The organism is Paenibacillus donghaensis, from assembly GCF_002192415.1.
In the GTDB taxonomy this organism is placed as follows: domain Bacteria; phylum Bacillota; class Bacilli; order Paenibacillales; family Paenibacillaceae; genus Paenibacillus_AQ; species Paenibacillus_AQ donghaensis.
This window is the reverse complement of record NZ_CP021780.1, coordinates 4,518,898-4,545,175: the sequence shown is the minus strand read 5'-3', so window position 1 is coordinate 4,545,175 and position 26,278 is coordinate 4,518,898. Positions and strand designations below refer to the sequence as shown.

The 26,278-nt window shown below is 54.4% G+C and carries 19 protein-coding genes and 2 pseudogenes; 18 read left to right on the top strand and 3 right to left on the bottom strand.

Going from position 1 to position 26,278, the window contains the following annotated elements; translation table 11 throughout:
• The first annotated feature begins 21 nt into the window (after window positions 1–21).
• Together B9T62_RS20895 and B9T62_RS20890 are read left to right on the top strand one after the other, a co-directional pair.
• A pseudogene (locus B9T62_RS20895) lies at window positions 22–896 on the top strand (purine-nucleoside phosphorylase).
• Window positions 896–2,227, top strand: a complete 1,332-nt coding sequence (locus tag B9T62_RS20890) for a pyrimidine-nucleoside phosphorylase (RefSeq protein WP_087917063.1) — start codon at window positions 896–898, stop codon at window positions 2,225–2,227. Before B9T62_RS20895 ends, B9T62_RS20890 begins: the two are co-directional and overlap by 1 nt.
• 944 nt (window positions 2,228–3,171) lie before the next feature.
• On the opposite strand, the pseudogene B9T62_RS20885 reads toward B9T62_RS20890, so the two are convergent.
• A pseudogene (locus tag B9T62_RS20885) lies at window positions 3,172–4,355 on the bottom strand (IS256 family transposase).
• A gap of 598 nt (window positions 4,356–4,953) precedes the next feature.
• Entirely contained in the window at window positions 4,954–5,979 is a 1,026-nt protein-coding gene (locus B9T62_RS20880; protein WP_087917062.1) for a serine hydrolase domain-containing protein, read from the bottom strand.
• A gap of 255 nt (window positions 5,980–6,234) precedes the next feature.
• Between B9T62_RS20880 and B9T62_RS20875 the strand changes: the two genes are divergently transcribed.
• The 16 genes from B9T62_RS20875 (at window position 6,235) to sigF (ending at window position 25,437) form a co-directional block, all read left to right on the top strand.
• The gene (locus B9T62_RS20875) at window positions 6,235–7,185 is read left to right on the top strand and encodes a DUF1177 domain-containing protein (RefSeq protein WP_087917061.1); all 951 of its coding nucleotides are present in this window, start codon (window positions 6,235–6,237) and stop codon (window positions 7,183–7,185) included.
• 15 nt (window positions 7,186–7,200) lie between these two features.
• Window positions 7,201–7,872 (top strand): AroM family protein, encoded by a 672-nt coding sequence (locus B9T62_RS20870; RefSeq protein ID WP_087917060.1) that lies wholly within the window; start codon window positions 7,201–7,203, stop codon window positions 7,870–7,872.
• A gap of 18 nt (window positions 7,873–7,890) precedes the next feature.
• Window positions 7,891–8,835 (top strand): aminopeptidase, encoded by a 945-nt coding sequence (locus tag B9T62_RS20865; RefSeq protein ID WP_087917059.1) that lies wholly within the window; start codon window positions 7,891–7,893, stop codon window positions 8,833–8,835.
• 133 nt (window positions 8,836–8,968) lie between these two features.
• Window positions 8,969–9,619, top strand: a complete 651-nt coding sequence (locus B9T62_RS20860; protein ID WP_087917058.1) for an aspartate/glutamate racemase family protein — start codon at window positions 8,969–8,971, stop codon at window positions 9,617–9,619.
• A gap of 1,527 nt (window positions 9,620–11,146) precedes the next feature.
• Window positions 11,147–12,673: a PucR family transcriptional regulator gene (locus tag B9T62_RS20855; protein WP_087917057.1), complete on the top strand. Its 1,527-nt coding sequence runs from the start codon at window positions 11,147–11,149 to the stop codon at window positions 12,671–12,673.
• 247 nt (window positions 12,674–12,920) lie between these two features.
• Window positions 12,921–13,931: an ABC transporter permease gene (locus tag B9T62_RS20850; RefSeq protein WP_211296336.1), complete on the top strand. Its 1,011-nt coding sequence runs from the start codon at window positions 12,921–12,923 to the stop codon at window positions 13,929–13,931.
• A 28-nt stretch (window positions 13,932–13,959) separates the two neighbouring features.
• A complete protein-coding gene (locus B9T62_RS20845; RefSeq protein WP_245863947.1) occupies window positions 13,960–14,859 on the top strand; it encodes an ABC transporter permease in 900 nt (299 codons plus the stop codon).
• A gap of 110 nt (window positions 14,860–14,969) precedes the next feature.
• Window positions 14,970–16,568 (top strand): ABC transporter substrate-binding protein, encoded by a 1,599-nt coding sequence (locus tag B9T62_RS20840; protein WP_087917055.1) that lies wholly within the window; start codon window positions 14,970–14,972, stop codon window positions 16,566–16,568.
• Window positions 16,569–16,812: 244 nt separating this feature from the next.
• Window positions 16,813–18,105, top strand: a complete 1,293-nt coding sequence (locus B9T62_RS20835) for a M20 family metallopeptidase (protein WP_087917054.1) — start codon at window positions 16,813–16,815, stop codon at window positions 18,103–18,105.
• A 58-nt stretch (window positions 18,106–18,163) separates the two neighbouring features.
• Window positions 18,164–19,141, top strand: a complete 978-nt coding sequence (locus B9T62_RS20830; protein ID WP_087917053.1) for an ABC transporter ATP-binding protein — start codon at window positions 18,164–18,166, stop codon at window positions 19,139–19,141.
• On the top strand, window positions 19,138–20,100 hold the full coding sequence (locus tag B9T62_RS20825; RefSeq protein WP_087917052.1) for an ABC transporter ATP-binding protein: 963 nt from the start codon (window positions 19,138–19,140) through the stop codon (window positions 20,098–20,100). The genes B9T62_RS20830 and B9T62_RS20825 overlap by 4 nt, the downstream gene beginning before the upstream one ends.
• Before the next feature lie 1,249 nt (window positions 20,101–21,349).
• Window positions 21,350–22,396, top strand: coding sequence for an acyltransferase family protein (locus tag B9T62_RS20820; protein ID WP_087917051.1), 1,047 nt, complete (start codon window positions 21,350–21,352; stop codon window positions 22,394–22,396).
• 137 nt (window positions 22,397–22,533) lie between these two features.
• A complete protein-coding gene (locus tag B9T62_RS20815) occupies window positions 22,534–23,691 on the top strand; it encodes a D-alanyl-D-alanine carboxypeptidase family protein (RefSeq protein ID WP_211296519.1) in 1,158 nt (385 codons plus the stop codon).
• Between the two features lie 173 nt (window positions 23,692–23,864).
• Window positions 23,865–24,218, top strand: a complete 354-nt coding sequence (gene spoIIAA, locus B9T62_RS20810; RefSeq protein WP_087917050.1) for an anti-sigma F factor antagonist — start codon at window positions 23,865–23,867, stop codon at window positions 24,216–24,218.
• Window positions 24,215–24,670: an anti-sigma F factor gene (gene spoIIAB / locus B9T62_RS20805; RefSeq protein ID WP_087917049.1), complete on the top strand. Its 456-nt coding sequence runs from the start codon at window positions 24,215–24,217 to the stop codon at window positions 24,668–24,670. The genes spoIIAA and spoIIAB overlap by 4 nt, the downstream gene beginning before the upstream one ends.
• Window positions 24,671–24,681: 11 nt before the next feature.
• Window positions 24,682–25,437 (top strand): RNA polymerase sporulation sigma factor SigF, encoded by a 756-nt coding sequence (gene sigF, locus B9T62_RS20800; RefSeq protein ID WP_087917048.1) that lies wholly within the window; start codon window positions 24,682–24,684, stop codon window positions 25,435–25,437.
• 285 nt (window positions 25,438–25,722) lie between these two features.
• Here the strand turns inward: sigF and B9T62_RS20795 are convergent, their stop codons facing one another.
• Window positions 25,723–26,151: a pyridoxamine 5'-phosphate oxidase family protein gene (locus B9T62_RS20795; protein ID WP_087917047.1), complete on the bottom strand. Its 429-nt coding sequence runs from the start codon at window positions 26,149–26,151 to the stop codon at window positions 25,723–25,725.
• Between the last annotated feature and the right edge of the window lie 127 nt (window positions 26,152–26,278).

Sequence of the window (26,278 nt, the reverse complement as noted above, 5' to 3'; positions counted from 1 at the left end):
ATTTTCCATGGAGGATCACATATGACACCAACCAATACCGCTTCAGACGCTGTGGCCTACGGCACACAGGTCAAAGAAGCTGCAGCTTATATTCAATCCAGACTGGGCGGATACACTCCGGTCATCGGGCTGATCCTCGGTTCAGGGCTTGGCGATCTGGGCGACCAGATTGAAGATGCCGTATACCTGCCTTATGAAGAGATTCCCCACTTCCCGCGCTCCACGGTGGAAGGACATGCCGGACGTTTCGTGATCGGCAAGCTGGAAGGCAAGACGTCATCATTATGCAGGGGCGTTTCCACTACTATGAAGGATACGCTATGCGCAAGGTGGTCCTGCCGGTATACGTGCTGGCGAAGCTTGGTGTGGGAACACTGGTCATTACGAATGCGGGCGGCGGCATGAACAAGACGTTCACGGCCGGTGACCTAATGCTGATCACCGACCACCTGAACATGACAGGCGACAACCCATTGATCGGACCAAACGACCCGGAGCTGGGTGTGCGTTTCCCGGATATGTCCCGTGCTTACGACCCGGAATACATCCTACTTGCCAAGAAGCTGTCTGCTGAAGTCAAGGGCAGTGACGGGGAAGCTCTTGTGCTGCAGGAAGGCGTATATGCGAGCATCAGCGGACCGACTTATGAAACTCCCGCCGAACTGAACATGCTGGCGTATCTGGGCGGGGATGCCGTAGGCATGTCCACGGTTCCCGAAGTAATTGTAGCCAGCCACAGCAAGCTGCGTGTGCTTGGCATCACCTGTATCACGGACATGGCGATTGGCGAGGAGCTGGAGCCGCTCACCCATGAGCAGGTAGTGAAGGTAGCGAATCTGACCAAGCCGAAGTTCATCGGTCTTGTCCGCGCCTTTGTTCGCGAGGTGCAGCTATAATGAGAGCCGTAGATCTGATCCAGAAAAAAAGAGATGGCGGCGAGCTGAGCCGCGAAGAAATCGCCTTCCTGATCCAAGGCTACAGCCAGGGTGAAATCCCGGATTACCAGATTTCAGCCTGGGCGATGGCCGTCTATTTCCGGGGCATGAATGCCCGCGAGACCGGCGACCTGACCCTCGAAATGGCAATGTCCGGCGACCAGATAGACCTTAGTCCGATTGCCGGCATCAAGGTGGATAAACACTCTACCGGCGGTGTGGGCGACAAAACAACCGTTGTCCTGGCGCCGCTTGTGGCGTCTGCGGGCGTACCGGTGGCCAAAATGTCCGGGCGCGGCCTGGGCCACACCGGTGGAACGCTGGACAAGCTGGAGTCGATCAGCGGGTTCTCGGTGGAGATGACGCGGGAGAAGTTTTTTGACCAGGTGGGGGAGATCGGGGCGGCCGTCATCGGCCAGTCCGGCAATATTACCCCAGCCGACAAGAAGCTCTACGCGCTCCGTGACGTGACGGCAACCGTGGAATCGATTCCGCTGATTGCCAGCTCGGTCATGAGCAAGAAGATCGCCGCCGGAGCGGATGCGATTGTGCTCGATGTGAAGACCGGCAGCGGCGCGTTCATGAAGACGCTGGATGATTCCATCGCACTGGCACAGGCCATGGTAGACATCGGCACGCATCTGGGCCGCAACACGGTTGCGATAATCAGCGATATGGATCAGCCGCTGGGCTTCGGCATCGGCAATGCTCTGGAAGTGAAGGAAGGCATTGAGACGCTTAAGGGCCAGGGGCCCAAGGATCTGCAGGAGGTCTGCCTGATTCTGGGCAGCCAGATGTTGGTGCTTGGCGGCAAAGCCAAGGATGAAGCCGAGGCACGGATCATTCTGCTGTCCCATATCGAAGATGGCAGCGCACTGGCGAAGTTCAAGCAGATGGTAGGCGCGCAGGGCGGAGACGTGTCTCAGGTTGATGCCCCGGATACCTTGCCTGCGGCAAGTCTGCTGGTGGAGGTGACCGCCGTGACCGGCGGGTACGTGGAAGGCATTCAGGCCGAGGAGATTGGCGTGGCCGCGATGTTGCTGGGCGCCGGACGTGAAACCAAGGAGTCGGTCATTGATCTGGCAGTTGGCATTCAGCTGTCCAAGAAGGTCGGCGACGTGGTAGCGGAAGGCGAGATTCTGGCGGTGCTGCATGTCAACGAAGCCAGTGAGGCGAAGGTGGAGGAAGCCAGAGCGAAGGTGCTGGAAGCCTACCGGATCAGCGCCGAGCCGGTTCCGCCGCAGCCGCTGGTGTTCGCTCTGGTGACGAAGGATGGCGTTACGCGGTATTAGGCTGCTGAAGTCTAATTTATCGTTACTACTTAGGACCAGCAAGGAATTATAGGGAAATTCTACCGCTATTTCATCTCAGTAAGGCGATTCGATAAGGTTATAGGAAGTTTTTACCGCTAATTCCGTCTGATCCACTCAATACGCTCTGGATGGACAATTTAGCGGTAACTTCTCCCTATATCCCATGGAAACCGCACATTTGTCTGGATTTAACGGCAGTTTTTCCCTGTAGCCACCTTAGCGTTACTCTTTGGTAACCTCAAACCTGCTTCGGAAGGGCAAGGCTCTAAGTAGTTACATTTTTTGTTACTACATAGGACTACGTATGATAAGAACAGCTCAGACTCAGCTCCATGATCGTTTTCATACGTCCAGACCACCGATTTAATTGCGAAAATGGTTACTACTTAGGACCCCATAGGAAAGGAACATCAAATTTTGATCGCCACATCAGTCCAATCACGGAATTAGTTGCGAATCTGCATCTAATTCACCGATTTTTCCCGTTTTGAAGCAAATAAGTGCCATAATGCACTTAATCTCCGATTCTGAGCGCTGAACAAGCAATTTACTCGAAATTAGTTGCATATTCGCACTTATTTCCCTTCTAACAGCCGTTTACGTTGAAATTAAGTGCGTTTTCGCATCTAATTTCTTTGAAAGGATCTAGTGCAGCATTCACATCCTCAGTGGACCTAAGCAGTAACCGAAAATGCATCTAATTAGCCGAATTTTTCCGTTTTGAAGCAAATAAGTGTGATAACGCACCTAATTTAGGATTTTGAGCGTCATAGGGGTAGCGTCAAGAAGTTTGTGTAATTATTTTTAAGGGTTGTAGGATATCCATTGGGACAATGGATATGAATGGTATTCAAAGGGTCAGGGGGGATCCCCCTGCGAAAATTTCCTTTCATATCCAGTTACGTCTGCCGTCGGTTTTGTTCTTAGCTGTCTTGGGCTGGGGGATACTTTTCCGCAAACTTTTTACTCAAAACGGCTTTCGTTTTGGGGTCCCCAAACCCCCGTAGGACACGTCGGCTCCATCTCTCGTTGTACCCAATCGCTTCCAAATAGACAATCTTTTCGGCGGCATCCATATTGGTCAAACTGTTCATGGGACGCAGCCGTTTGCGGATTTCTTTGTTGGTTCGCTCGATCGGGTTGGACGTGTAAATGGCGTACCAGATCTGGGGTGGGTAGTCGTAAAAGCGCAGCAACACATCCAGCTGTCCCCCCAGGACTCTAGTTCCTTGGGATAGATTTTGCCCCATTTCTTCAGCACCACATCAAAGTTGGCAAGTGCCACATCCTTATCCGGTGCGGTGTAAATGGTCTTCAAATCGCCGACCATCTCGGTCTTGTGGGTATCCCGAATTTTGGGCAGCGTGTTGCGCATCTTGTGGGTCACACAGCGCTGGACATCGGCTTTGGGGTAGGTTTCCTTGAAGGCTTCCTCCAGCCCGGCCAGCCCGTCAAAGACGCCCAGCAGCACCTCATGCACGCCTCTGCGGTGCAGGTCTTGCAGCACTTCCCGCCAGCCATACGCGCTCTCCTTGCCGCCAATAGCGAAGCTGAGAATTTCCCGGTGCCCGTCTTCGTCGATCCCCATCGCGATGTAGATGACTTCACTGGCCACGGTTTGACGCTTCAGTTTGACGTACATGCCATCCAGATAGATGACGGAGTAACGCTTAGAGAGCGGACGATTTTGCCAGGCGGCAACATCTTCCAGCACCGTGCCGGTGATGTTGCTCACGGTGGTTGGCGAGTACGAGGTCCCGAACATTTTTTCGATAAACGAGGCGATATCCCGGGTGCTCATGCCCCCTTTATACATGTGGATCACGGTGTCTTCAAGCCACGCCTCCCGGCGCTGGTAGGGCTCAAAGAGCTCCGTTTGGAATTGACCCTGCCGATCCCGTGGGACGTTCAGGTCGGGGATCAGGCCGTGGCGTGTTTCCCAGGTGCGGGTGTAATATCCGTTGCGAGTATTGGAGTCTTCCGGATGTTCGACACCGAGATAATTTTTGATTTCTTCGCGGAGCATGAGTTCAATCTTTTCTTTCAGAAAACTTTGGATGCTATTTTCGAGTAGATCATGGAACGGGTTTTGTTGTATACTGGTCATTGAGTAGGGCTCCTTTTCTTGGTGACTTTCGCAATCCCAAGGATACCCTACTTTTTTGTCGTTTACTAGACTCCCCGGTCCTTACACAAACTATTTTACGCCATCGTCATAGGCCTGTTTTACTCGAAATTAGTTGCAGATTTGCACCTATTTGGCTGATAATGGACGTTTTGGCTGAAATTAGTTGCAGTTTCGCATCTAATGACTCCAAAGTTTCCAGGGAGCACTCTACATCCTAACTGGAGCTTAAGTAGCAACCATTTTCCAAACTAAAAAAGCGCAACAGAACAGTTCGGAACTGTTCTGCTGCGCTTTTTGTGCATGGATAGGAAACTATTATTTAGTTTTGTTGTGGGTAAGGTCTTGCGCATTCCGCAGGAACAGCTCGCCTTAGACCTTAATCTCAGGCCTGCATCCCGTCAGGGATAGCGGGCCAGCCCCTGCGGCGTTCAAGCGGTCCCGCAGGGATAAGCGCTCCACCCTCCCACCCTCCAAAACACAGTGCCGCCAGACTCATTCGCCAAGCTTGCGGGTGTCCAGAGGGTGCAACCCTTTGGGGCCCTCCCTTGGAAGGGAGGGTTTGGGAGGGATCGATATTTTATTCAAGAATAAATTCTTCTACAGTCTCCAGCAGCCGGAAAGGGCCGCGGCTTGCATTGCTCAGCATAGCTGCACTGACGCCAGAAGCGGGATAGACGGCCGAGTGGAAGGAGACGCCAGGATCGTAGCCCATCACATGGTATTTGAACACTTCATCTCCGCGTTTGGTGATCCACACCCCGTAGCCATAATACTCCTCATTCTCCTCATGCATATGTGGTGTCAGCAGCAGAGAAGTCAGCTCTGGACTCAGCAAGCGGTGGTCAAGCAGCGCCTGCCAGAGCAGCAGCATGTCGGGAGCGGTCACAAAGGCCCCGCCGTCCGACCCTCCTTGGACCGGCAGGGAATACACATTGGTCCGCCAGCCGCCTTGTTCATCCTCTATGTAACCTAACGCTGTATTGCCCGGCAGTGCATCCATGGCGAAATAGCCGGAGTGCTCCATTCCACAGGCTCTAAAAATATGCTGCTCCACATAATCCGTGAACCGCATTCCGCTAAGCTCCTCCACCAGCAGCCCAAGCACAATAAAGCCCGCATTGTTGTAATGGAACCGCTCGCCAGGCGTGAACTTCATCGGTTGACTGCTGAACATCGGCACGAAGTCTGCCAGCCGCCGCAGAGTGTACATCGGCTTCGTTATCCACAGCTCCTCGAAGTCATCCATTAATTCTTCATCGAAATAATCGGCAATCCCCGAGCTGTGCGTGAGCAGCTGATGAACCGTTATGGCCGGATCAAACAGCGGAAACTGCGCTGTATCCATGCAAGCCGCTAATGGGCTGTCGAGGCTAAGCTTGCCCTGCTCCACCAGCTGGCAGACCGCAATCGCTGTAAACAGCTTGCAGCCTGAAGCAATCCCGAAGCGTGTGTCGCTGCGGTTCACAAGTAGCTCTGCCCGATTGGCATAGCCGAAGCTGCCTGCGGCAATGTCCTGTTGGTTATGCTGTACCAGATATGTCCCTGAATAAGTATTCTCTGTAGCCGTCTCAGCCAATTGTGATGCTAATCTACCAAAATTCAAATTATGACCCCCTAAAAGAATCCAATATAGTAACTATTCAACAATTTTACGCTAGTTAACGGAGGCTGTACAGTAAAGAGTTGGCGAATCTTTTACATGGGAATGCAGGGCTGAGTGAGGTTTATCTGTTCGGGACAAGAAAAGCGGGTTAGGTTTGGCAGGTGTGTACATTGTGGACGTTTCCGAATTTGCGATAGTATAAACCCTAACATTACACCAGCAGTCCTGTACTGCCAACGCTGAGGAGGAACTCTTATGGCACTTCAACAAACATTAACCGTTCTTAACGTTTTGGATAGCGCTTTTGTCACAGGGGAGCATGTCCGGCAGTTATTTAGCGAATATCCGCAGGTTACCGTTCAGGTTCAGAAAGTGGAGGGGGCCAAAGGAAGCACTGATTTCGTTAAAATCAACATTCCGGGCAGCGCCGGGAAATCCATAGGCGGAGCAGCACCTACCTTCGGCATTGTCGGCAGACTGGGTGGCATTGGCGCCCGGCCGAGCCGTGTCGGGATTGTCTCGGATGCAGACGGTGCGGTCGCTGCGATTGCGGCAGCCTTGAAGCTGGCCGACATGCAGACCAAAGGTGATGTGCTGAAGGGGGATATTCTGATTACGACCCATATCTGCCCGGATGCTCCAACGCTGGCGCATGAGCCTGTCGACTTCATGGACTCGCCGGTCGATATTATGCAGATGAATGAGCATGAGGTGCTGCCCGAGATGGAAGCGATTCTATCCATTGACACCACCAAAGGCAACCGCGTGATCAATCATAAAGGGATCGCGATTTCACCTACGGTCAAGGAAGGGTATATTCTGCGCGTGAGCGAGGATTTGCTGCGGATTATGGAGATGACGACAGGCCAGTTCGCGGTTACTTTTCCGGTGACGACCCAGGATATTACGCCTTATGGCAATGATCTGTACCATATTAACTCCATTCTGCAGCCTGCGGTGGCTACCGATGCTCCGGTTGTTGGCCTGGCGATTACCGCCCAGTCGATGGTTCCGGGCTGCGGCACCGGCGCCAGCCATGAGGTGGATATTGCTTCTGCGGTCCGGTTCGCGGTGGAGACAGCCAAGGAATATACGTCAGGCATCTGCTCCTTCTACAATAAGGCGGAATTCGCCCGCATCAATGAGCTGTACGGCCCGATGAAGGTACTGCAGTCGCTTGGCAAACCGGCGGTATCTACGCTGTAAGAGGAGATGCGGGCCATGAGGAAGATCGGACTGATTACAATCGGACAAGCGCCGAGGCATGATGTCGCTCCGTTGATTGAGAAGTACCTGGAAGGACGCGCCCGGCTGGTCCAGGCGGGAGTGCTTGACGGTCTTACGGCAGAGCAGATCCATGAACGTTACGCTCCCGGCGACGGTGAGTACGTCCTGACCTCCAAAATGACAGACGGAACTGCCGTCGTGGTCTCCAGAGAACGAATAACGGCTAGGCTGCAGGGCAAAATTGATCAGATGGAGGCTGACGGCATCGGTACGATTTTGCTGCTCTGCACAGGGGTTTTTCCCGGTCTGCACACGTCCGGGGCCCATCTGATCGAGCCTGACAAAATCATTCCGGGGGCCGTTCTCGCCATGACCGGCGGGCGGCGTCTGGGGCTGATCGGACCGCTGCCTGAGCAGGAGCAGGCGATGCATGAGAAGTTCGGCGGGGCGGGGATGGCTGGGTTTGTTTTTGCCGCGGCGTCGCCTTATACGGGCAGTGAGCAGGACTTCCGTGCGGCCGCGGAGCAGCTGAAGGGCCGCGCCGACCTGATTGTGCTTGACTGCATGGGCTATGTGGAGCAGCATAGAGAGTGGGTTGCCGCCGCAGGAATTCCTGTAGTGCTGTCCAATACCTTAATGGGCAAGCTGGTAGCCGAAATGGTGTAATCGGGAGGAAATGACACAATGAATGAACAGCGGATCAAGAATAGTATGAACGTGCTGCGGACCTGTCTTGGGCTGGCGAGCCATGAGGTGCTTGCGGTTATAGCAGATGACTCGAAGCGGGAGCTGGGGGAATCGATTTATGAGGCTGGCAAAAGACTCGGAGCCGAGTCGCTGCTCCTCATCATGCCGGACCGCAGCCGGTCCGGGGAAGAGCCGCCCGCTCCTGTCGCGGAGGCGATGGCGAAGGCAGATGTGGCCGTGTGCATCACGGTTCACTCGTTGACGCATACCGCTGCGCGCAAGCAGGCAGCAGCAGCGGGCACCCGACTGGCGACCATGCCGGGCATGACCGACGACATGTTCAGCCAGGGCGCCATCACCGCAGATTATCTGCAGGTGCAGGCCTTGACGGAGAAGGTCGCCGCCATCTTGACCGGTGGGCAGCAGGTCCGCATCGAGAAGGACGGCTTCCGCCTGTCCTTCCCGATTGCCGGGCGGGACGGTATTCTCAGCACCGGCCTGTATCTTAACCCCGGCGAGTCCGGCAATCTGCCCTCCGGCGAAGCTTATATTGCGCCGCTGGAAGGCCGCGCTGAAGGGCAGATCCTTGTGGACGGCTCTATCGCTGGCATTGGTGCCCTGACGGCACCGGTGCTGCTGACCGTGGAGCAGGGACGGCTGGTCGCAGCGGAAGGAGAATCCGGTGACCGGCTGCTGGCCATGCTGGGCGACGGTGACGGCAGGCTGCTGGGTGAGTTCGGCATCGGCACGAATGACCAGGCCAGGATCACGGGTGTGGTGCTGGAGGATGAGAAGGTCTATGGGACGATCCATGTCGCTTTTGGCAGCAACAATACATTCGGCGGCATTGTGGCTGCCGGGGTGCATATCGACGCGGTGGTGCAGAAGCCGGATGTGTATGTGGACGAGGTTCTGATTATGCGTGCGGGCGAGCTGGTTTAGGATAGAATACGGCTATATTCAGCTGTGGAGATGGAAGCTGTGGAGTCAGCAGAAAGCTTGGGCATAGCTTCTCCCGATAAATGTGGATGCTGCATCATCAAGTTCACCAAAACTCGCTGAAGGAGGTGGCTGTATGCTGGGAATGATACGTGTGATTACGCTGCAGGACGAGCTTGCCATTCACAGGCATGGCGCGCTGATTGAGGAGCGATTCGGCCTGCGGGTGCTGAGCCGCTGCATCCCGGACCAGCCTCAGGGCGTGTTCGATGCGGAGACGGAAGCCGCCTCGGTGCCCAAGATCCTGGCGCTGGCCCAGGAGCTGGAACGCAGCGGCTGCAGCGCGATCGGGATCAGCTGCGCGGCTGATCCGGCACTGGACGAAGCGCGGGCCGCCGTGCGGATACCGGTGCTGGGCGCAGGCTCGTGCGCGGCGCATCTGGCTTTGACGTCCGCGCGGCGCGTAGGCGTGCTGACCATCCTGCACGAGATCCCGCCGCGGATAACGGACATTCTGGGCAGCGCCTGCGTCGGCATGGACCGCCCGGACGGCGTAACCACGACGCTGGACCTGAACACGCCCGCAGGGCGTGCGGGTGCGCTGGCCGGCGCAGCCCGGTTGGTCGAGCGCGGCGCGGAGGCGATCGTGCTGGCCTGCACCGGCTTCGCTACGATCGGCCTTGCGGCCGAGCTGGAGAAGAAGCTGGGCGTGCGCGCTTTTGATCCGATCCTGGCGCTTGGGGCCGCAGCTGCTGCGGCGGCGGTCTGGAACGAGCCGGAATTGTAAATGTGAAGTACAAGGATAGACGCATGACTGCGCGATGGCATAACCGACAGCAGTAGCACAACGGTACAAACACACAACGGTACAACGCTCCATGAATGCCCTTCGCGAACAAATAGTTCGTGGGGGCATTTTTTGTGCCACAGGATAAGTAGGGTTCGAACACCTACTCTACGGCACCACTGCCCAGCTAATTAATTTTTCGGTTATTGCCATACCTGAGCCGAAACCTGCAAAAGTGCAGGTATTTACCTCTCGATCAGCCGAAAGGGCGCTAATTACTCTAAAGGATGTATTTTTGCAGGAATTTGGTCTACGGACTAGCCAACTATGCTAAAAAGATGTACTTTTGCAGGAATTTGCTCACCCCTCGCCCGTTGAGTCCTCTAAGCCAACAGACCTCCCCAATTTTCATCACATTATTAGTCGTTGGCCGACTTTAATGTTCCCTCGGAAAGCTCCAAACTAAAATCTAAATCCTCGCTGGACCTATACAGTAACTTTAAGAGTAGCTATTATTTTGGTAATTGTCATACCTGAACCCAAAACCTGCAAAAGTGCAGGTTTTTTAGCCGTTTAGGGGATGAATAGGGCAATGCCTGCAAAAGTGCAGGCATTTACCTCGCGATCAGCTGGAAGGGCGCTATTTACTCTAAAAGGATGTATTTTTGCAGGAATTTGGTCTGCGGACTAGCCAACTCTGCTGAAAAGATGTACTTTTGCAGGAATTTGCTCAAACCCTCGCTCGTTGAGTCCTCTAAGCCAACAATCCTCCCCAATTTTTATCACACTATTAGCCGGTGGCCGACTTTAATGTTCAGTCAGAAAGCTCCAAACTAAAATCTAATCCTCGCTGGACCTATACAGTAACTTTAAGAGTAGCTAATTTTTTTGGTTAATGCTATGCCTGAGCCATACCTGAATCAAAACTGCAAAAGTGCAGGTTTTTTAAAATATAATTTATATGTTTCACACCATCAATTATCCTTCTATTTCTCGCAGAAATGGATGCCGCCTCTTGCAGAGGACGGCGAAGCCATTTCTACTTGGCCGTTTGGCGGATAAGCACGGAAATGCCTGCAAAAGTGCAGGTATTTACCTCTCGATCAGCCAAAAGGGCGCTATTTACTCTAAAAGGATGTATTTTTGCAGGAATTTGCTCTGCGGACTAGCCAACTATGCTAAAAAGATGTACTTTTGCAGGAATTTGTTCAAACCCTCGCTCGTTGAGTCCTCTAAGCCAACAGACCTCCCCAATTTCATCACACTATTAGCCGTTCGCCGACTTTAATGGCCCCCTCGTTCCTCGCCACGCCCACGCCAATTGAGTCCTTTTCGGCCCAAACCCCCCATATTTCTGCCACACTACCAAGCCATGAATCTCGCTTTAATATCCAGCAGTATCACATTTGTTAAATATTTACCTTACAGTGTGAGGGCAATGTCTGCTAAACTATCGGGAAGTCGAATTTTGGCATATTTCAGAAAAATTCATCAAATACTGAAGACAGCAGAAGGAGGGAGAAGGGTATGGATACACGTGGAATTACATTAAGAGAGCTAATGCAGCTCCCCATTCTGGGCAAGGCGCGCGTGGTCAGCGGACAACAGGGGCTGGACCGCGTGGTGCGCTTCGTAGATATCATGGAGGTGCCGGACCTCCAAGGCTGGATCAGTGAAGGTGTGATGCTGCTGACCACCGCTTACTCCATCCGCCATGACCCTTCGCTGCTGACCGAGCTGGTCTATACGCTGGACCAGTTAGGCGCGGCCGCGCTGGCAATCAAGCCAGCCCGCTTCCTGAAGGAGATCCCCGAAGCCGCGCTTGAAGCCAGCAATATCTGCGGGCTGCCGATTGTGGAGATTCCGCCGGATATTCCCTATACCGATATTACCCAGCCGGTAATGGAGCTGCTGCTCGGCCGGCAGGCGATGCTGCTGCGCCGTGCAGAGGAGGTCTACCGCACCCTGACCACGATGGTGCTGGAGAACAGCGGCATCCAGGCGGTCAGCGACAATGTGTCCGAGTTCCTGAAGGCCCCGGTTGCCCTGGTGGATAATGACCGCCGAATTATCGTCTCCTCCCCCTCCGATTATGAGTGGGGCGCAGCGGACGCGCCGCTCAGCTGGAGCATCAACGTAGATCGGCGGCTGGTTGCGAAGCTGCTGGTGGACAAGCAGCAGCTGGATGACATGGAGGAGGTCGGCATTGAGCAGGCCCGGCTTGTATTCGCGCTGGAGCTGATGCGCAACAAGGTGGCTGAGGATACCGAATTCCGGCTGCGCGGCAACTTCATCGACGAGCTGCTGACCCCGCCGCTGCCCTCGCGCCATGAGGTGGAGCGCCGCGCCCGCCAGCTCGGCATGAATCCCGAGCACAGCTGGGAGGTAGCGGTTATCGAAGGCGAGACCGCGCCGAAGGAGGAGACACTGATCAGGCTGCTGGACCGCGAAGCCCGGCGGCGGGGCGTGCTGCCGCATATGGAGTTCCGCTCCAACCGGGCGGTGCTGTTCCTGCCGACCCCGGAAGCCCGCAGGTTCGCCGGGGCAGGCCTTGCCGAAGAGAGCTGGGGAGACACGCTGAAGAGCTGGCTGCTGGACAAGAACGAGGGACTTGGCGGCTACCGCAGCGGAATCGGGACAGCTGAGCCGCTGTGGAATATCCATGCCAGCTACAATGAAGCCCGCAAGGCGTTGTCCGTCTCCAGGCGTCTGGGCGCGGCAGCGGGCGGTGTAACGAATTATGAGGAGATCGAGGTCTATCATCTGCTGGAGGGCACGAGCGGCCCCGGCTTCGCCGCCTTATTCGAGCGCAAGCTGGGCAAGCTGCTGCGCTATGATGAGGAGCATGACAGCAATATGCTGCTGACCTTCTATCATTATCTGGAGTGCCGTGGCAGTCTGGTCGAAACGTCCAATAGTCTGTTCATCCACCGCAATTCCGTCAAATACCGCCTGGAGCGGATCCGCGACATTACCGGGTTCGACCTGAGCGATCCCCGCGAGCAATTTGTTTGCCATTTGTGCCTGATCTACCATTATTTGCAGGAGAAATAGCGAAATCACGAAAATTATGGCAGATAGTGTTAGGTAATATGACACTATGGCCGGTCTGTAGTGCACAATCGACAAACGGTTGTGCTTTTTTTTAGCTGAACGGGACGTAGAGCGGCTGCAGAAATCTATGTAGAATTAGCACAAATACAAATGAGCTGCAGCACGCAGCAAGGTACCTGACATCAAAGGTCTGATCCGGCCAAGTATTGCTGTGGATGACATCAGAAGCTGTAAGGGGGTGGATTCATTGTTTGCTTATACGATAAAAAGATTGCTCCAGATGATTCCGGCTCTGCTGGGCATCATCCTGATCACCTTCATTCTGTCGAGAGTGCTGCCGGGTGATCCCGCCATCATGATGGCAGGCGAGCAGGCACCGGAGGAGATTGTTAACAAAATCCGCGTGGACATGGGGCTGGACAAACCACTGTACACTCAATTCTTCAGTTATGTAGGCCAGCTGTTCCAGGGTGACATCGGCTATGCCTATCATACCGGACACTCCGTAGCCAGTGATCTGTCCACCCGGTTCCCGGCAACGATTGAGCTGACCTTGTTCAGTATCCTGATCGCCATCCTGATTGCGATTCCGGTAGGCATCGTAGCCGCCACCCGCAAGGAATCGATCGTGGACCACATTTCCAGGGTGTTCTCGCTGATTGGTGCGTGTGTGCCGATCTTCTGGCTGGGGCTGATGTTTATCTACATCTTCTATTCGATTCTCGGCTGGGCGCCGGCACCGATGGGACGGATCAGCGGTGATCTCAATCCGCCGGTACACATTACCGGGCTGTACGTACTGGACAGTCTCCTGTCGGGAGACATGATTGCACTGCGAAGCAGTCTGACCCACCTGCTGCTCCCGGCGATCTGTCTAAGCACCGGCACGATGGCGATTGTCGCCCGGATGACCCGCTCCAGCATGCTGGAGATTATCGACCAGGACTTCGTGCGCACCGCCAGAGCCAAAGGGCTGCGCGAATCAGCTGTCATTTACAAGCATGCACTGGCGAACGCCCTGATTCCTACGCTGACCGTACTGGGTCTGCAATTCGGTTACCTGATGGGCGGCGCCGTGATTACGGAGACCATCTTCTCCTGGCCGGGCATCGGCAGCTATGTGACGGACTCCATTCTGGCTGCGGATTATGCGCCGATACAGGCTTTTACCCTGGTCAGTGCGATATTATACTGCGGGATCAACCTCGCCGTTGATCTGATCTACGGCTTGATCGATCCGCGCATCCGCTATGAATAAACCGCGACAAGAGAGGAGGAGATTCCCCGTGAGCACCGCAGCACATTCAGCCGGGGGCCAGGCAGGCAAGTCCGCCGCGCCCCCCAAGCCCAAAACCTTTCTGACCCTGCTTCTGCGCAACCGCCTGGCGACGGTAGGACTTATCTTCATCCTGATCTGGACCGTGACGGCGATTATCGCTCCTTGGATTGCACCTTATAATCCCTATCTGACGGATATGGCGAACAAGCTGCAAGGCCCCTCAGCCCTTCACTGGTTCGGTACGGACAATTTCGGGCGGGATATTCTCAGCCGCATCCTGTACGGGGCACGCATCAGTATCTGGACCGGCCTGATTGCCGTAGCTATTTCCTTCGTCATTGGTGTTCCGCTCGGCGGAATCGCGGCCTACTATGGCGGCAAGACAGGCACGATCATTATGCGTGTGATGGATGTGCTGCTGTCGTTCCCGTCACTTGTACTGTCGATGGCGATTGCCGCCTCCATTGGCGCTGGACTCACCAGCGCGATGATCGCGGTTGGAATCGTCGGCATCCCCGAGTTCGCCCGCCTGATGTTCGGCCAGACCGTCTCGCTGCGGGAGAAGGAATATATTGAAGCCAGCCGCGCGATCGGGGTGAAGGATAAGGTGATTCTGTTCCAGCATATTCTGCCGAATGCGCTCGCTCCTCTGATGGTACAAGCGACACTGGGCATGGGCTTCGCCCTGCTGACGGCATCCAGCCTCAGCTTCCTGGGTCTCGGGGTCAAACCTCCGATTGCCGAATGGGGCGCGATGATCTCCGAAGGCCGGGAATATATTATTTCCGGGCAGTGGTGGCTGGTTACTTTTCCCGGATTATCGATTGCGACTTCCATTCTTGGTTTCAACCTGCTCGGCGACGGGCTGCGCGATGTACTGGATCCACGGTTGCGTTCGGGCAAATAGCAGTGCCTCTGGGTGGGAAACTCCCGGACTCTGGCACGGCATGATTTCCCGGTAAATATATAGCAGCAAGCTTACAACACAGGCAGGTATAGAAAAGGGAGGAATCACAGATGAAAAAAGTTAAGTTGTTGTCCACCTTCATCGCGTTTTCAGTATTGCTGGCCGGCTGTGCAAGCAGCGCCAATCCTCAGACCCCCGCAGCCACTTCCGGCACAGACGGAGCAGGTACAGGGACTGCAGCCAAGCCTTTTCTGACCGTAGCTTATTCCGAGGGCGGAACCACGATGGACCCGGCGGAAGCCAATGACCTCACTTCGGACACCCTGGTGCTTGCCGCCTACGACCAATTGGTTACCTATGGCATTAAGAGCGAGAACGGCTCCGATATCGCCAACACCGAGGATATCAAGCCGATGCTCGCCGAGAACTGGGAAGTGTCTGACGACAATACCGTATATACGTTCAAAGTTCGTGACGGAGTGAAATTCCAGAGCGGGAATCCGGTGGATGCTGCTTCTGTAGCGTACTCTTTTGACCGGGTGGGCAAGTCCAGCTCCGGCAGCTTCCTCTATGGGATGGCTTCGATCAAGTCGGTAACCGCCAAGGATAACTCCACTGTAGAAATTACCCTGACCGCTCCCAACCATATGTTCCTGCAAATTATCTCCATGTACACCTTCTCCATCGTCGATCAGAAGACTGTGGAAGCCGAAGGCGCGGACTATCTGAAGACCCATGCGGCAGGCTCCGGCCCGTTCGTTCTGGACAAATGGGACCCGGCAAGCGAAGCGGTGTTCACGCCGAATGCAGAATATTGGCAGGGTCCTGCCCAACTGGGCAAGGTGACGATGAAGTTCACTAAGGAAGCCTCCAACCGTGTGCTGCTGCTCGGCAAAGGCGATGTGGACATGGCGATCGAGATTCCTCCGAAGGATGTAACTTCACTTGAGAGCAACGATGCGCTGACGATCAAATCGAATGCCAGCAACCGCATCCTGTACTTCGCCATGAACAACAAGATCAAGCCTTTTGACAATGAAAAAGTGCGCCAGGCAATCAACTACGCCATCCCGTATGACGAGTTGCTGAGCGGTGTAATGTACGGACAGGCCAAGCAGATGAAGAGTTCCGTAGCGAGCAACACGCCGGGCTTCACCGATGCCGGATATGTATATGAATACAATCTCGACAAAGCCAAAGAGCTGCTGAAGGAAGCTGGTTATGAGCAAGGGTTTACTTTTGACTTCACCCTGGGCTCTGGTTTCGACGACTGGGAAGATGATGCTGTCCTGATCCAAGCCGAATTGGCCAAAATCGGGGTAACGATGAACATCAACAAGCTGGCCCGTGCGCAGTTCCTGGAGCAGCAGAAAGAGAAGAATCTGACCTCTTATATTTCGAAATGGACTTCTTTTGTCAATGATCCCGGCTACCACCTTGGATTCCTGATGTACGGCAAAGGTTCTTCTAACTACAACAACTACCAGAACGCCGAAGTAGACAAGCTGTGGGAACAAGCCAACACAGAGACCGATGCGGCCAAACGCGGTGAGCTGTACATGAAGGCCCAGGAAATTATCAACACCGAAGCACCATGGGCTTACCTGTACGAATACAACCGGATCGTGGGCATGAGCAACAAGATTAGCGGCTACGCGTTCTACCCGGATGAGGTTATCCGTTTCTACCCGTTGTCCAAGGCAGAGTAACATAGCGGTATTGTGCAAAAAGAGCGGACAGGGCGGAGAGGCCCTTGTCCCTCTTTTTAAAATTAGAAATAGGCTATTCGCAATAAATTATCCTTCTATTTCCCGCAGAAGCGGATGCCTGAAAGCGATACGTAGTATCGCTGCTTCGGGAGCATACGCTTTGCGAGGACGGCTAAGCCGTTTATACTTGCAAATTCAGAGCATGGCGGTTGGAAATATTCACCGTCCAAAGGAGCCGATACTAATGATAGACTGGAAAGCCAAGGTACTGGAAGCTATTGATGAGCAGCAGGACGAGCTGCTGGAGCTGTGCAGCCGACTGATTCAATTCCCGTCGGAGAACCCGGAAGGAGATTCCCGCGAGATTAGCGCATTTATTATCAATTATCTGAAAGAAGCGGGTATTGGCACTGAGGTGCATCTAGCAACGGATACGATGCTGAATCTGGTCTCCACGCTGGAAGGTAAAGGCGGGACTGGCGCTGGCGCGGACCGCAAGCTGATCTTCTGCGGCCATACGGATGTGGTGCCTGCCGGTGACCGATCGCGCTGGGATTTCGATCCGTTCTGCGGCGAGATCAAGGATGGATATATGCTGGGACGGGGCGCTTCGGACATGAAAGCCGGACTGGCCGGGCTGATCTTCGCAACAGCGCTGCTGGCGAAGCTGGGTGTTCCACTGAGCGGCGAGCTCGCTCTGCTGATTGTGCCGGACGAAGAGACCGGCGGCCACCTGGGTGTGCCGTGGGTGCTGGAGCGTGGTCTGATTACAGGCACCGCCGCTGTGATCGCCGAGCCCTCCGGCCCGCAGAACCCGACCATTGGCCAGAAGGGCAGCTGCTGGTTCGAGTTCACCGTCGAAGGCACGCCGGGCCACGGCAGCCTGCAGCCTATAGTGGGCGACAGTGCGATTGTCAAGGCAGCCAAAGGGATTGAAGCACTCCAGCGGCTATGGGATATCAAGGCCGACCTCCCGGAAGAGGTGAAGGAGATTATCCGCATCTCGCAGGAATATGTGAAAGAGCGCGAGGAGTACGGCGATACCGCCTATCAGGTGTTCGATCATGTCACCGTCAACATCGGGACGATCCAGGGTGGAACCAAGGTGAATGTGGTCGCTGACCGCTGTACGATCCAGGTCGATTCACGTGTGCCGTTTGGCGTGGATTACCGCACCGTGCTGGAGCGGGCCAGCTCTCTGCTGCTGGAAGCGGGCATCGAATCGGAGGTCAAAGGGTTCGGCTTCCAGGGCAACGCCAACTGGACCTCCACCGAGGAGCCGATTGTCAGCGATCTGGTGGAGAGCATTAGCGAAGTGAGCGGCGAGGACGCTTACGGCGTGCTGCAATGGGCGTCCAGCGACGCGCGTCATTTCCGTACACACCAGATTCCGGTGCTGCAATATGGCCCGGCTGAGCTGTCTACGATCCATAATTTTAATGAAAAAGCGCCGGTATGGCAGATTATCCAATCGGCTAAAGTATATGCCTTGACCGCACTGAAGTATCTGGGCGTTGAAGGCGGGCAACACAACTAATCGTTATATAAGATGAACTGTAACATTCTTAAGTTCACGTTCTAGAGGAGGGATCAGGATGGAAGAATTGCTCGAAGTTTCCGGGCTGCGCACGGAATTCGTGACGGATGCGGGCACCATCCGGGCGGTGGACGGCATCAGCCTGTCTGTACGCAAGGGCGAAACGCTTGGTATTGTAGGCGAATCCGGCTGCGGCAAAAGCATCACCTCACTGTCGATTATGCAGCTGCTGCCTAAACGGATCAGCCGGATTGCGGAGGGAAAGATCAGTTTTGAAGGCCGGAATATGCTGGATATGTCAGCCGATGAGGTGCGGGATATTCGCGGCAACCGGATCGCGATGATTTTTCAGGAACCGATGACATCGCTCAACCCCGTGTTCAAAATCGGGCGGCAGATCTCGGAATCGGCCCGCTTCCATCTGAAGCTGGGCAAGAAGGAAGCCGCCGAGCGTGCGGTAGAGATGCTGCGCAAGGTAGGCATTCCCCGTCCGGAGAAAATCGCTCAGCAATACGCCCACCAGCTGTCCGGCGGGATGCGCCAGCGCGTGATGATTGCGATGGCGATGGTCTGCAATCCGCAGCTGCTGATTGCCGATGAGCCAACCACGGCGCTGGACGTTACCATCCAGGCGCAGATTCTGGATCTGATGCGTGATTTGCAGCAGAAGGAGGGCATGTCGATCCTGATGATCACTCATGATCTGGGTGTAGTCGCGGAAATGTGCGACCGGGTAGTGATCATGTATGCCGGTCAGATCGTGGAGGAGACGGATGTTAAGACGTTGTACAAAAAGCCGCTGCATCCCTATACTCGGGGGCTGCTGGCTTCCTTGCCCCAGCTTGCCGGAGAGAACGAACGGCTGACCTCGATCCCAGGCCAGGTGCCGAATCCGGCTCAGCTGCCTCCGGGCTGCCGGTTCGCCCCGCGCTGTCCGGTGAAGATTGACCGCTGCGAGACCGTGCAGCCGGAGCTGCTGGAGGTTGAACCAGGCCACAGCTGCCGCTGTCTGCTGCAACAGGAGGGAATCATATGAGTGCTATCCTAGAGGTCACCAACCTGAAGAAACATTATCCGATCCGCAAAGGCTTATTCTCGAAGCAGGTCGGCGCAGTCAAAGCCGTTGACGGAATTACCTTAAGTGTGGAACAGGGGGAGACGCTTGCAGTAGTGGGCGAATCCGGCTGTGGCAAGTCAACCACGGGGCGGGCCATTCTACGGCTGATTGAGCCGACGGAAGGCGAGATCCGCTTCAATGGGACGGATGTGCGCAGCCTGAATCCCGAACAGCTGCGGCGGTTCCGCACCGATATGCAGATGGTGTTCCAGGACCCGTATGCTTCGCTGGACCCGCGCTGGACTGTGCAGCGCATCCTCGAGGAGCCGATGCGCACCCATGAATCGGCTGCGAACAGCGAGCTGAAGAACCGGGTCGCCCAGCTGATGGAGGTTGTGGGCTTGTCGCCTTACCAGGCGGGACGTTTCCCGCATGAATTCTCCGGCGGTCAGCGCCAGCGGATCGGGATTGCCCGCGCGCTCGCGCTCAATCCGAAGTTCATCGTCTGCGATGAGCCGGTATCGGCGCTGGACGTGTCGATTCAGGCCCAGGTGCTGAACCTGATGCAGGATCTGCAGCAGCAATACGGCCTGACGTATATGTTCATCTCGCACGACCTGTCCGTGGTCAAGTTCATCAGTGACCGGGTTGCTGTGATGTATCTGGGGCGGATTGTGGAGTTGGCTCCGACTAAGGAGCTGTTCGCCAATCCGCAGCATCCCTACACGAAGGCGCTGATGTCTGCGGTGCCGGTGCCGAATCCGGAGCTGAAGAAGACCCGGATTGTGCTGACCGGCGATGTGCCGAACCCGGAGACGCCGCCGTCCGGCTGTGCATTCCATCCGCGCTGCCCGTTTGCGATGGACCGTTGCCGCAGCGAGGAGCCGGTGCTTCGCGAGCTGGAGTCGGGACACCAGGTCTCGTGCCACTTGTATTAAGTGGCAGTGGGGCTTGAAGTAAGAATGCAATGAATAGGATGAATAGGCATTGGTGGGATTGAAGGTGCGTTGACCTGTGAATAGGCCAGAACACCACGGAAATCAGCCTGGATACTTGGGAGAATTGGCCAATACCCGGAGAATAGTTACTCTAAGTGCTTATATGCGTTTGGTGTAATGTGCGTACGAAGTGGATGGGTGGAAACGTGTAGGTAACACTTGCTGTCTATTGTCACACAATGCAGCCTATACCGACTCTTGCGCCTGCACTTGAGTAACATGGGCTTAATTACTCCATGAGCACCGAAAGGTGAAATGGCCGCTCATTGTATCGCTTGAATGTCTACGCAACACTTACTGTTTATAGTCACACAATGCAGCCTATACCGACTCTTGCGCCTGCATTTGAGTAACATGGGCTTAATTACTCCGTCGAGCACCGAATAGCGATTTGAGAGGCCAAAAGGCCTTTGAATTACTCCATGGGTGCTGTTGCGAGCGAAAAATAAGGGATAAATCCCCTAAATTCGCTCCGGCAGCCCTGTGCGAGTGAAAAATAAGGGATAAATCCCCTAAATTCGTTCCCGCAGCCCTGTACGAGTAAAAAATAAGGGATAAATCCCCTAAAATTGCTCCGACAGCCCTGTGCGAGCGAAAAATAAGGGATAAATCCCCTAAATTTGATCCCGCAGCCCTGTGCGAGTAAAAAGTAAGGGATAAATCCCCTAAAATTGCTCTGACAGCCCTGTTCGAGCAAAAAATAAGGGATAAATCCCCTAAAATTGCTCTGACAGCCCTGTTCGAGCAAAAAATAAGGGATAAATCCCCTAAAATTGCTCCGGCAGCCCTGTACGAGTAAAAAATAAGGGATAAATCCCCTAAAATTGCTCCGACAGCCCTGTTCGAGCAAAAAATAAGGGATAAATCCCCTAAAATTGTTCCCGCACCCCCGGGCGGGCTAAATCTAAAAATCAGTGGTTGACTAGAAGTGTGAACAGAGCGGAGGGCCCTGCGGGAATCTGAAGAAACGGCAGTGTTCGCCTTTAAACTGATTTTGGTTTTGAACCTCCCCGCCGCCCTTCCCATAGGGCGGCGGGGCTGTTTTTCTAGGTACCATAAGGGGAATGGACAGGCCTAGGGCCGAGGTAGGATTATTCCGGGCAGAACCAGTTTGAGTTTGAAATACTGTCCAAGCTCTCCTATAATGAAGGACAAAAAGAGACAGGAACCTGGAGGAGTTGGAGAATGAATGGAGAAACCGCGTGAACTGTGGATGGATGCCGCCAAAGGCCTAAGCATTATTTTTGTCGTGATGGGACATTCCGGTGACGGTGCAGCTAATCTGTATCTGTCATGGTTCCGAATGCCGCTCTTTTTCCTGCTTAGCGGGATGGTCTTCAAACCGGTGGACCCGGGGCGATACCTCGGATGGGCTGCGAAACGGACGCGGGGGCTGATGACGCCTTATTTTGCCTACGGATTGCTGCTGACTGTGATCTTGCTTGTGACGAACCTGAATCTGAAGCTGTTTGCCGAGAATATCGCCAGGCTCCTGTATGGAGGATTGTCGCTGACCGGTCCGTATGGCGTATTCTGGTTCATTACCTGCCTGCTGGTTACTCAATTGCTGTTCGGTTATATCCTGCGATTCTCGCTGCGTACCCAAATCACCATCATCACCGCCTGCTACCTGCTGGCCCACCTGATCTCCCTTACCTTCTTACGCACCTACAATCTCCCCTGGAATATGGATGTGTCTCTCCTGGCCCTAACCTACTACGCTATAGGCTACTATGGCAAAAAAACGATCCCACGCCTAATTGCCAGCTCTGCCGCATTGCCACTCCTGCTTGTGCTAAGTAGCGGACTGTTCTGGCTGCAGGGTGCTGGAGTGATCAGCTACAGCCTCAATCTGAAATATAAAGAGTATGACGCGCTGGTGCTGGACCTGCTGATCCCTGTTGTGATCTCGCTGACGATCTGCGCCGCCGTCTACCTGCTGTCGAAGCGGCTGCCGCGGCCGATGTCCAGTCTGGGCAACCTGGGACGCAATACGATCACGATTATGTATCTGCATCTGCCGGTCAATTATGCGCTGAAGCATCTCTTCGGGGTCGACTATGGACTGGTTCCATTTACCTTGCTGGGCGTAGGTCTGCCGCTGCTTGTCGCTGCGGGAGTGGGGCGATTCCCGCTGCTGTCGAAGTTGTATCTGGGCCATAACGGCGGCCGCCGCCCTGCCGTGAGCTATGGGAAGCCGGCGTCTGCGCGTCCGGGACTGACGGGGCGGGAGTAGGCGCTATTTTTTTACCGTGATATGGAATATTTTCCACCCTTTCTGACGAAACTGGAAACAGTACCTGTGATATAAGGTTAACGTTCAGGAGGGGAACCATTGTGAGGAAAATGCGTTATGCTATGCTTGTATTGTGTATGGTTATCGCTGTAATTGGTCCACTGTCCGGCGTTCACGCCGAAGAGAAGGGCAAAACCCCGGCTAAGGCTGCTGCCGCAGACCTCGCTCCGGGCGCACGCTCCGCCATCCTGATGGATGCCGGTACCGGCACCGTGATTTATGAGAAGAACAGCCATGACAAGCTGCCTCCCGCCAGTATCACCAAGGTCATGACTATGCTGCTGATTGTAGAGGCGCTGGATGAAGGACGACTGCAGCTGACCGACAAGGTGCGCACGAGTGAATATGCCGCCTCGATGGGCGGTTCACAGATTTTCCTCGAGCCGGGCGAAGAAATGACGGTCGATGAGATGCTGAAGGGGATCGCGATGGCTTCGGGTAATGACGCTTCCGTAGCGATCGCGGAGAAAATTGCAGGGTCGGAGAGCGCTTTTGTCGATCAGATGAATGCAAAGGTGGGGGAGCTGGGACTGAAGGACACCCATTTCGCCAATTGCAACGGCTTGCCTGCGGACAACCATTATTCCTCTGCCTACGATATCGCGGTGATGAGCCGGGAGCTGTTGAAGCATGAGCGCATTATTAAATACACCGGTTCCTATCAGGATTATCTGCGCAAAGATTCGCCGAAGCCGTTCTGGCTGGTCAACACGAACAAGCTGGTGCGTTTCTACACCGGAGCGGACGGACTGAAGACGGGTTATACGGCTGAAGCCAAGTTCTGCTTGTCCGCCACAGCGGCCAGAGATGGTATGCGTGCGGTAGCTGTTGTGCTCGGTGAGCCAAATACGAAGACCCGCAACAGCGAGGTGTCGGGTATGTTCGACTATCTCTTTTCCCAATACAAGGTGCATACGATCCACAAGACGGGGGATACCCTCGGCACCGTGAAGATTGAGAAGGGTGTGAAATCGGCGCTGCCGCTGGTGGCTAAGGAAACCTACAGTGTTCTGCTCAAAAAAGGAATTACCCAGGAGGGCGTCCGTCATGAGCTGGTGCTGCCGCCAAATGTGAAGGCTCCGGTCACTGCAGACCAGACGGTCGGCAAATTGGTCGTCTACCAGGGGAATACTATAATGAAGGAATACGAGCTGAAAGCTGGGGAAGACGTGGCGAAGGCAGGCTGGTGGAAGCTGTTCAAGCGAACCGCAGGCTCTTTGTTCGGTGTTGATTAATTCGTAGGTTTTTGTTGGCTGCCCCTGTGTAATCTGTAGATTCATAGGGGTTTTCTTCTAGTTTTGTCGGGAAGCAGGATTCCTGATTTGCCGCGTAGAAAGCTTGTCCTTGAAGGGAATCGATATTGCATGTAAGGGCGGTTTTCAAAGCAACGAAGAGGAGAGTGGCAAGCATGAATTCTCATGTGGAAATGGAGCATCACCGGGGTGTGCTGATTGTCCGGTTATCCGGGGAGTTGGACCATCACGCAGCCGATTATGTACGGATGGATATGGATGAAGCGATTATGCGGGGCCAGGTGGAGCATCTGGTGCTCAGTCTGAAGCATCTGCAGTTTATGGACAGCTCGGGATTGGGTGTCATTCTGGGAAGGTACAAGCTGATCCGCAGCAAAGGCGGCAAAATGGCAGTCTGTGATGCCACCGCACCTGTGAAGCGTCTGCTAGAAATGTCGGGCCTGTTCAAAATCATGCCCCTATATGATGACGAGAGCGCTGCACTCTCGGATTTGGAGGTTGCGTTATGACAAACCCTAGTGCCGGAAATTTCATGCAGGTCCAGTTTGCCGCACTGTCGGAGAATGAGTCGTTTGCACGAGTTGTGGTGGCCGCTTTTGTATCCCGGCTGGACCCTACCATGGAAGAACTGAATGATCTGAAGACGGTAGTGTCCGAAGCGGTTACCAACTGCATTATTCACGGATATGACAGTGATCCGGCAGGAGTTGTCCGCATCTCGGCATCCATTGACAACGAGACCGTCCATCTTAGCATCGAGGATCAGGGACGTGGCATTGAGGATCTGGAGCTGGCCCAGCAGCCGTTGTATACCTCCAAGCCGGAGCTGGAGCGGTCGGGCATGGGTTTTACGATTATGGAGAATTTCATGGATGAATTCGAAGTCACCAGTGAACCAGGACGAGGCACCTCCATTTCAATGAAGAAAACTATCGTGTCGAAAAAAGCTTTATACAATTAGGGGTTGGAGCCATGGATGCCGAATCAAAAAAAGCTCCGCCGACCTATTTGGACGATGCGGAGGTCAAACGTCTTATCGCGCTGAGTCAGGCCGGAGATAATCTGGCCCGCGACACGCTGGTCAACTGCAACATCCGGCTGGTCTGGTCGGTGGTGCAGCGCTTCATGAACCGCGGATATGAGCCCGACGATCTGTTCCAGATCGGCTGTATCGGACTGCTGAAGTCCGTTGATAAATTCGACCTCAGCTATGAGGTCAAGTTCTCCACCTATGCGGTGCCGATGATTATCGGCGAGATTCAACGTTTCCTGCGCGACGACGGAACCCTCAAGGTCAGCCGCTCGCTGAAGGAGATGGCGAACAAGGTCCGCAAGATGAAGGATGAGATGTCCAAAACGCTTGACCGCCTCCCGACCATCGGCGAGGTTGCGGCGGCACTGGGCGTAACACCGGAAGAAATCGTGTTTGCCCAGGAAGCGAACAAGCCGCCGACCTCGATCCACGAGACCGTATTCGAGAATGACGGCGACCCGATCACGCTGATTGACCAGATCGCGGATGAGTCGCAGGAGCGCTGGTTCGACAAGCTGGCGCTGAATGAGGCCATCGGGGGGCTCAGCGAACGCGAGCGCCTGATTGTCTACCTGCGTTACTACCGCGACCAGACCCAGTCCGAGGTCGCCAGCCGCCTGGGCATCTCCCAGGTCCAGGTCTCCCGGCTGGAGAAAAAAATCCTGGCCAATATCCGCGAGCAGATTGCGCAATAAATGAGCCCAGCCGCTGTCCCATTGTGTGATGTGACGGGTATCTGCTCGTGGGAAAGCGGAGTTCATAGCGTTGCCTGGTCTTGCGGGCTGTAAGCCTGCAGCAAGAGAGCCGTCCCGGTGGGGACGGCTTTCTTGCTGTGCAAATGCATTTATTCTCTTATAGTTGAACAAATCGCCACTTCTTAGGTCCCGCTGGCGGAGTAGACTGCTGCACTAGAGTTTTCCGGGAAATTAGATGCAGATTCGCACTTAAATCGGTGGATCTTTAGCCTGCTTTGCTGCGTTCTAGAAATGCACTACCGCAGGTTCATCAAAGCCAGTTACAACGGTGGCTTCTTTCATCTGTATCTCAAACACCTCCAGCATTTCTCCAATAGCCTTGAGCGTTTCATCATATCCGGGAACCTTGGCAATGAACAATTCCTTAATCTCACCAAGTGTGAGGTCGCTTTTGCGGACGACCGCCTGAGAAGAACGGATGTGTGCAATCCCTTGTTCCGGAATCACTGTAAAGGCCACCTGATTATTAAGGGTAAACTCGGTTACCTTACGATTGTCGCGGTCCGAAGTGAAGTACAGAATACCCGGGCGGCTTGCATCATAAACAAAGTTGACAATTCGGACATTCGGGACCTGATCTATAGCTGTCGCCAGGGCCAGTCTGTTGGTGTGCTCCAGAATCTGCGTATATTCCTGTATGGTATTTCTGCTCATTTCTTTATGCCTCCTAAAGGTTTACTAGCGGCACAAGCTGACTTAACAAACCTGTGCTTGTTTACCTTTAGATCTTATCACGCGTGATTGACATCTATATGGCAACAATTCATTATTGATTATAGTA

What these genes read in the sequence shown, in the direction of transcription:
- B9T62_RS20890 (WP_087917063.1), top strand. Translation starts at nt 896, where the DNA reads ATGAGAGCCGTAGATCTGATCCAGAAAAAAAGAGATGGCGGCGAGCTG.
- B9T62_RS20875 (WP_087917061.1), top strand. Translation starts at nt 6,235, where the DNA reads ATGGCACTTCAACAAACATTAACCGTTCTTAACGTTTTGGATAGCGCT.
- B9T62_RS20870 (WP_087917060.1), top strand. Translation starts at nt 7,201, where the DNA reads ATGAGGAAGATCGGACTGATTACAATCGGACAAGCGCCGAGGCATGAT.
- B9T62_RS20865 (WP_087917059.1), top strand. Translation starts at nt 7,891, where the DNA reads ATGAATGAACAGCGGATCAAGAATAGTATGAACGTGCTGCGGACCTGT.
- B9T62_RS20860 (WP_087917058.1), top strand. Translation starts at nt 8,969, where the DNA reads ATGCTGGGAATGATACGTGTGATTACGCTGCAGGACGAGCTTGCCATT.
- B9T62_RS20855 (WP_087917057.1), top strand. Translation starts at nt 11,147, where the DNA reads ATGGATACACGTGGAATTACATTAAGAGAGCTAATGCAGCTCCCCATT.
- B9T62_RS20840 (WP_087917055.1), top strand. Translation starts at nt 14,970, where the DNA reads ATGAAAAAAGTTAAGTTGTTGTCCACCTTCATCGCGTTTTCAGTATTG.
- B9T62_RS20835 (WP_087917054.1), top strand. Translation starts at nt 16,813, where the DNA reads ATGATAGACTGGAAAGCCAAGGTACTGGAAGCTATTGATGAGCAGCAG.
- B9T62_RS20830 (WP_087917053.1), top strand. Translation starts at nt 18,164, where the DNA reads ATGGAAGAATTGCTCGAAGTTTCCGGGCTGCGCACGGAATTCGTGACG.
- B9T62_RS20825 (WP_087917052.1), top strand. Translation starts at nt 19,138, where the DNA reads ATGAGTGCTATCCTAGAGGTCACCAACCTGAAGAAACATTATCCGATC.
- B9T62_RS20820 (WP_087917051.1), top strand. Translation starts at nt 21,350, where the DNA reads ATGGAGAAACCGCGTGAACTGTGGATGGATGCCGCCAAAGGCCTAAGC.
- B9T62_RS20815 (WP_211296519.1), top strand. Translation starts at nt 22,534, where the DNA reads ATGGTTATCGCTGTAATTGGTCCACTGTCCGGCGTTCACGCCGAAGAG.
- spoIIAA (WP_087917050.1), top strand. Translation starts at nt 23,865, where the DNA reads ATGAATTCTCATGTGGAAATGGAGCATCACCGGGGTGTGCTGATTGTC.
- spoIIAB (WP_087917049.1), top strand. Translation starts at nt 24,215, where the DNA reads ATGACAAACCCTAGTGCCGGAAATTTCATGCAGGTCCAGTTTGCCGCA.
- sigF (WP_087917048.1), top strand. Translation starts at nt 24,682, where the DNA reads ATGGATGCCGAATCAAAAAAAGCTCCGCCGACCTATTTGGACGATGCG.
- B9T62_RS20795 (WP_087917047.1), bottom strand. Translation starts at nt 26,151, where the DNA reads ATGAGCAGAAATACCATACAGGAATATACGCAGATTCTGGAGCACACC.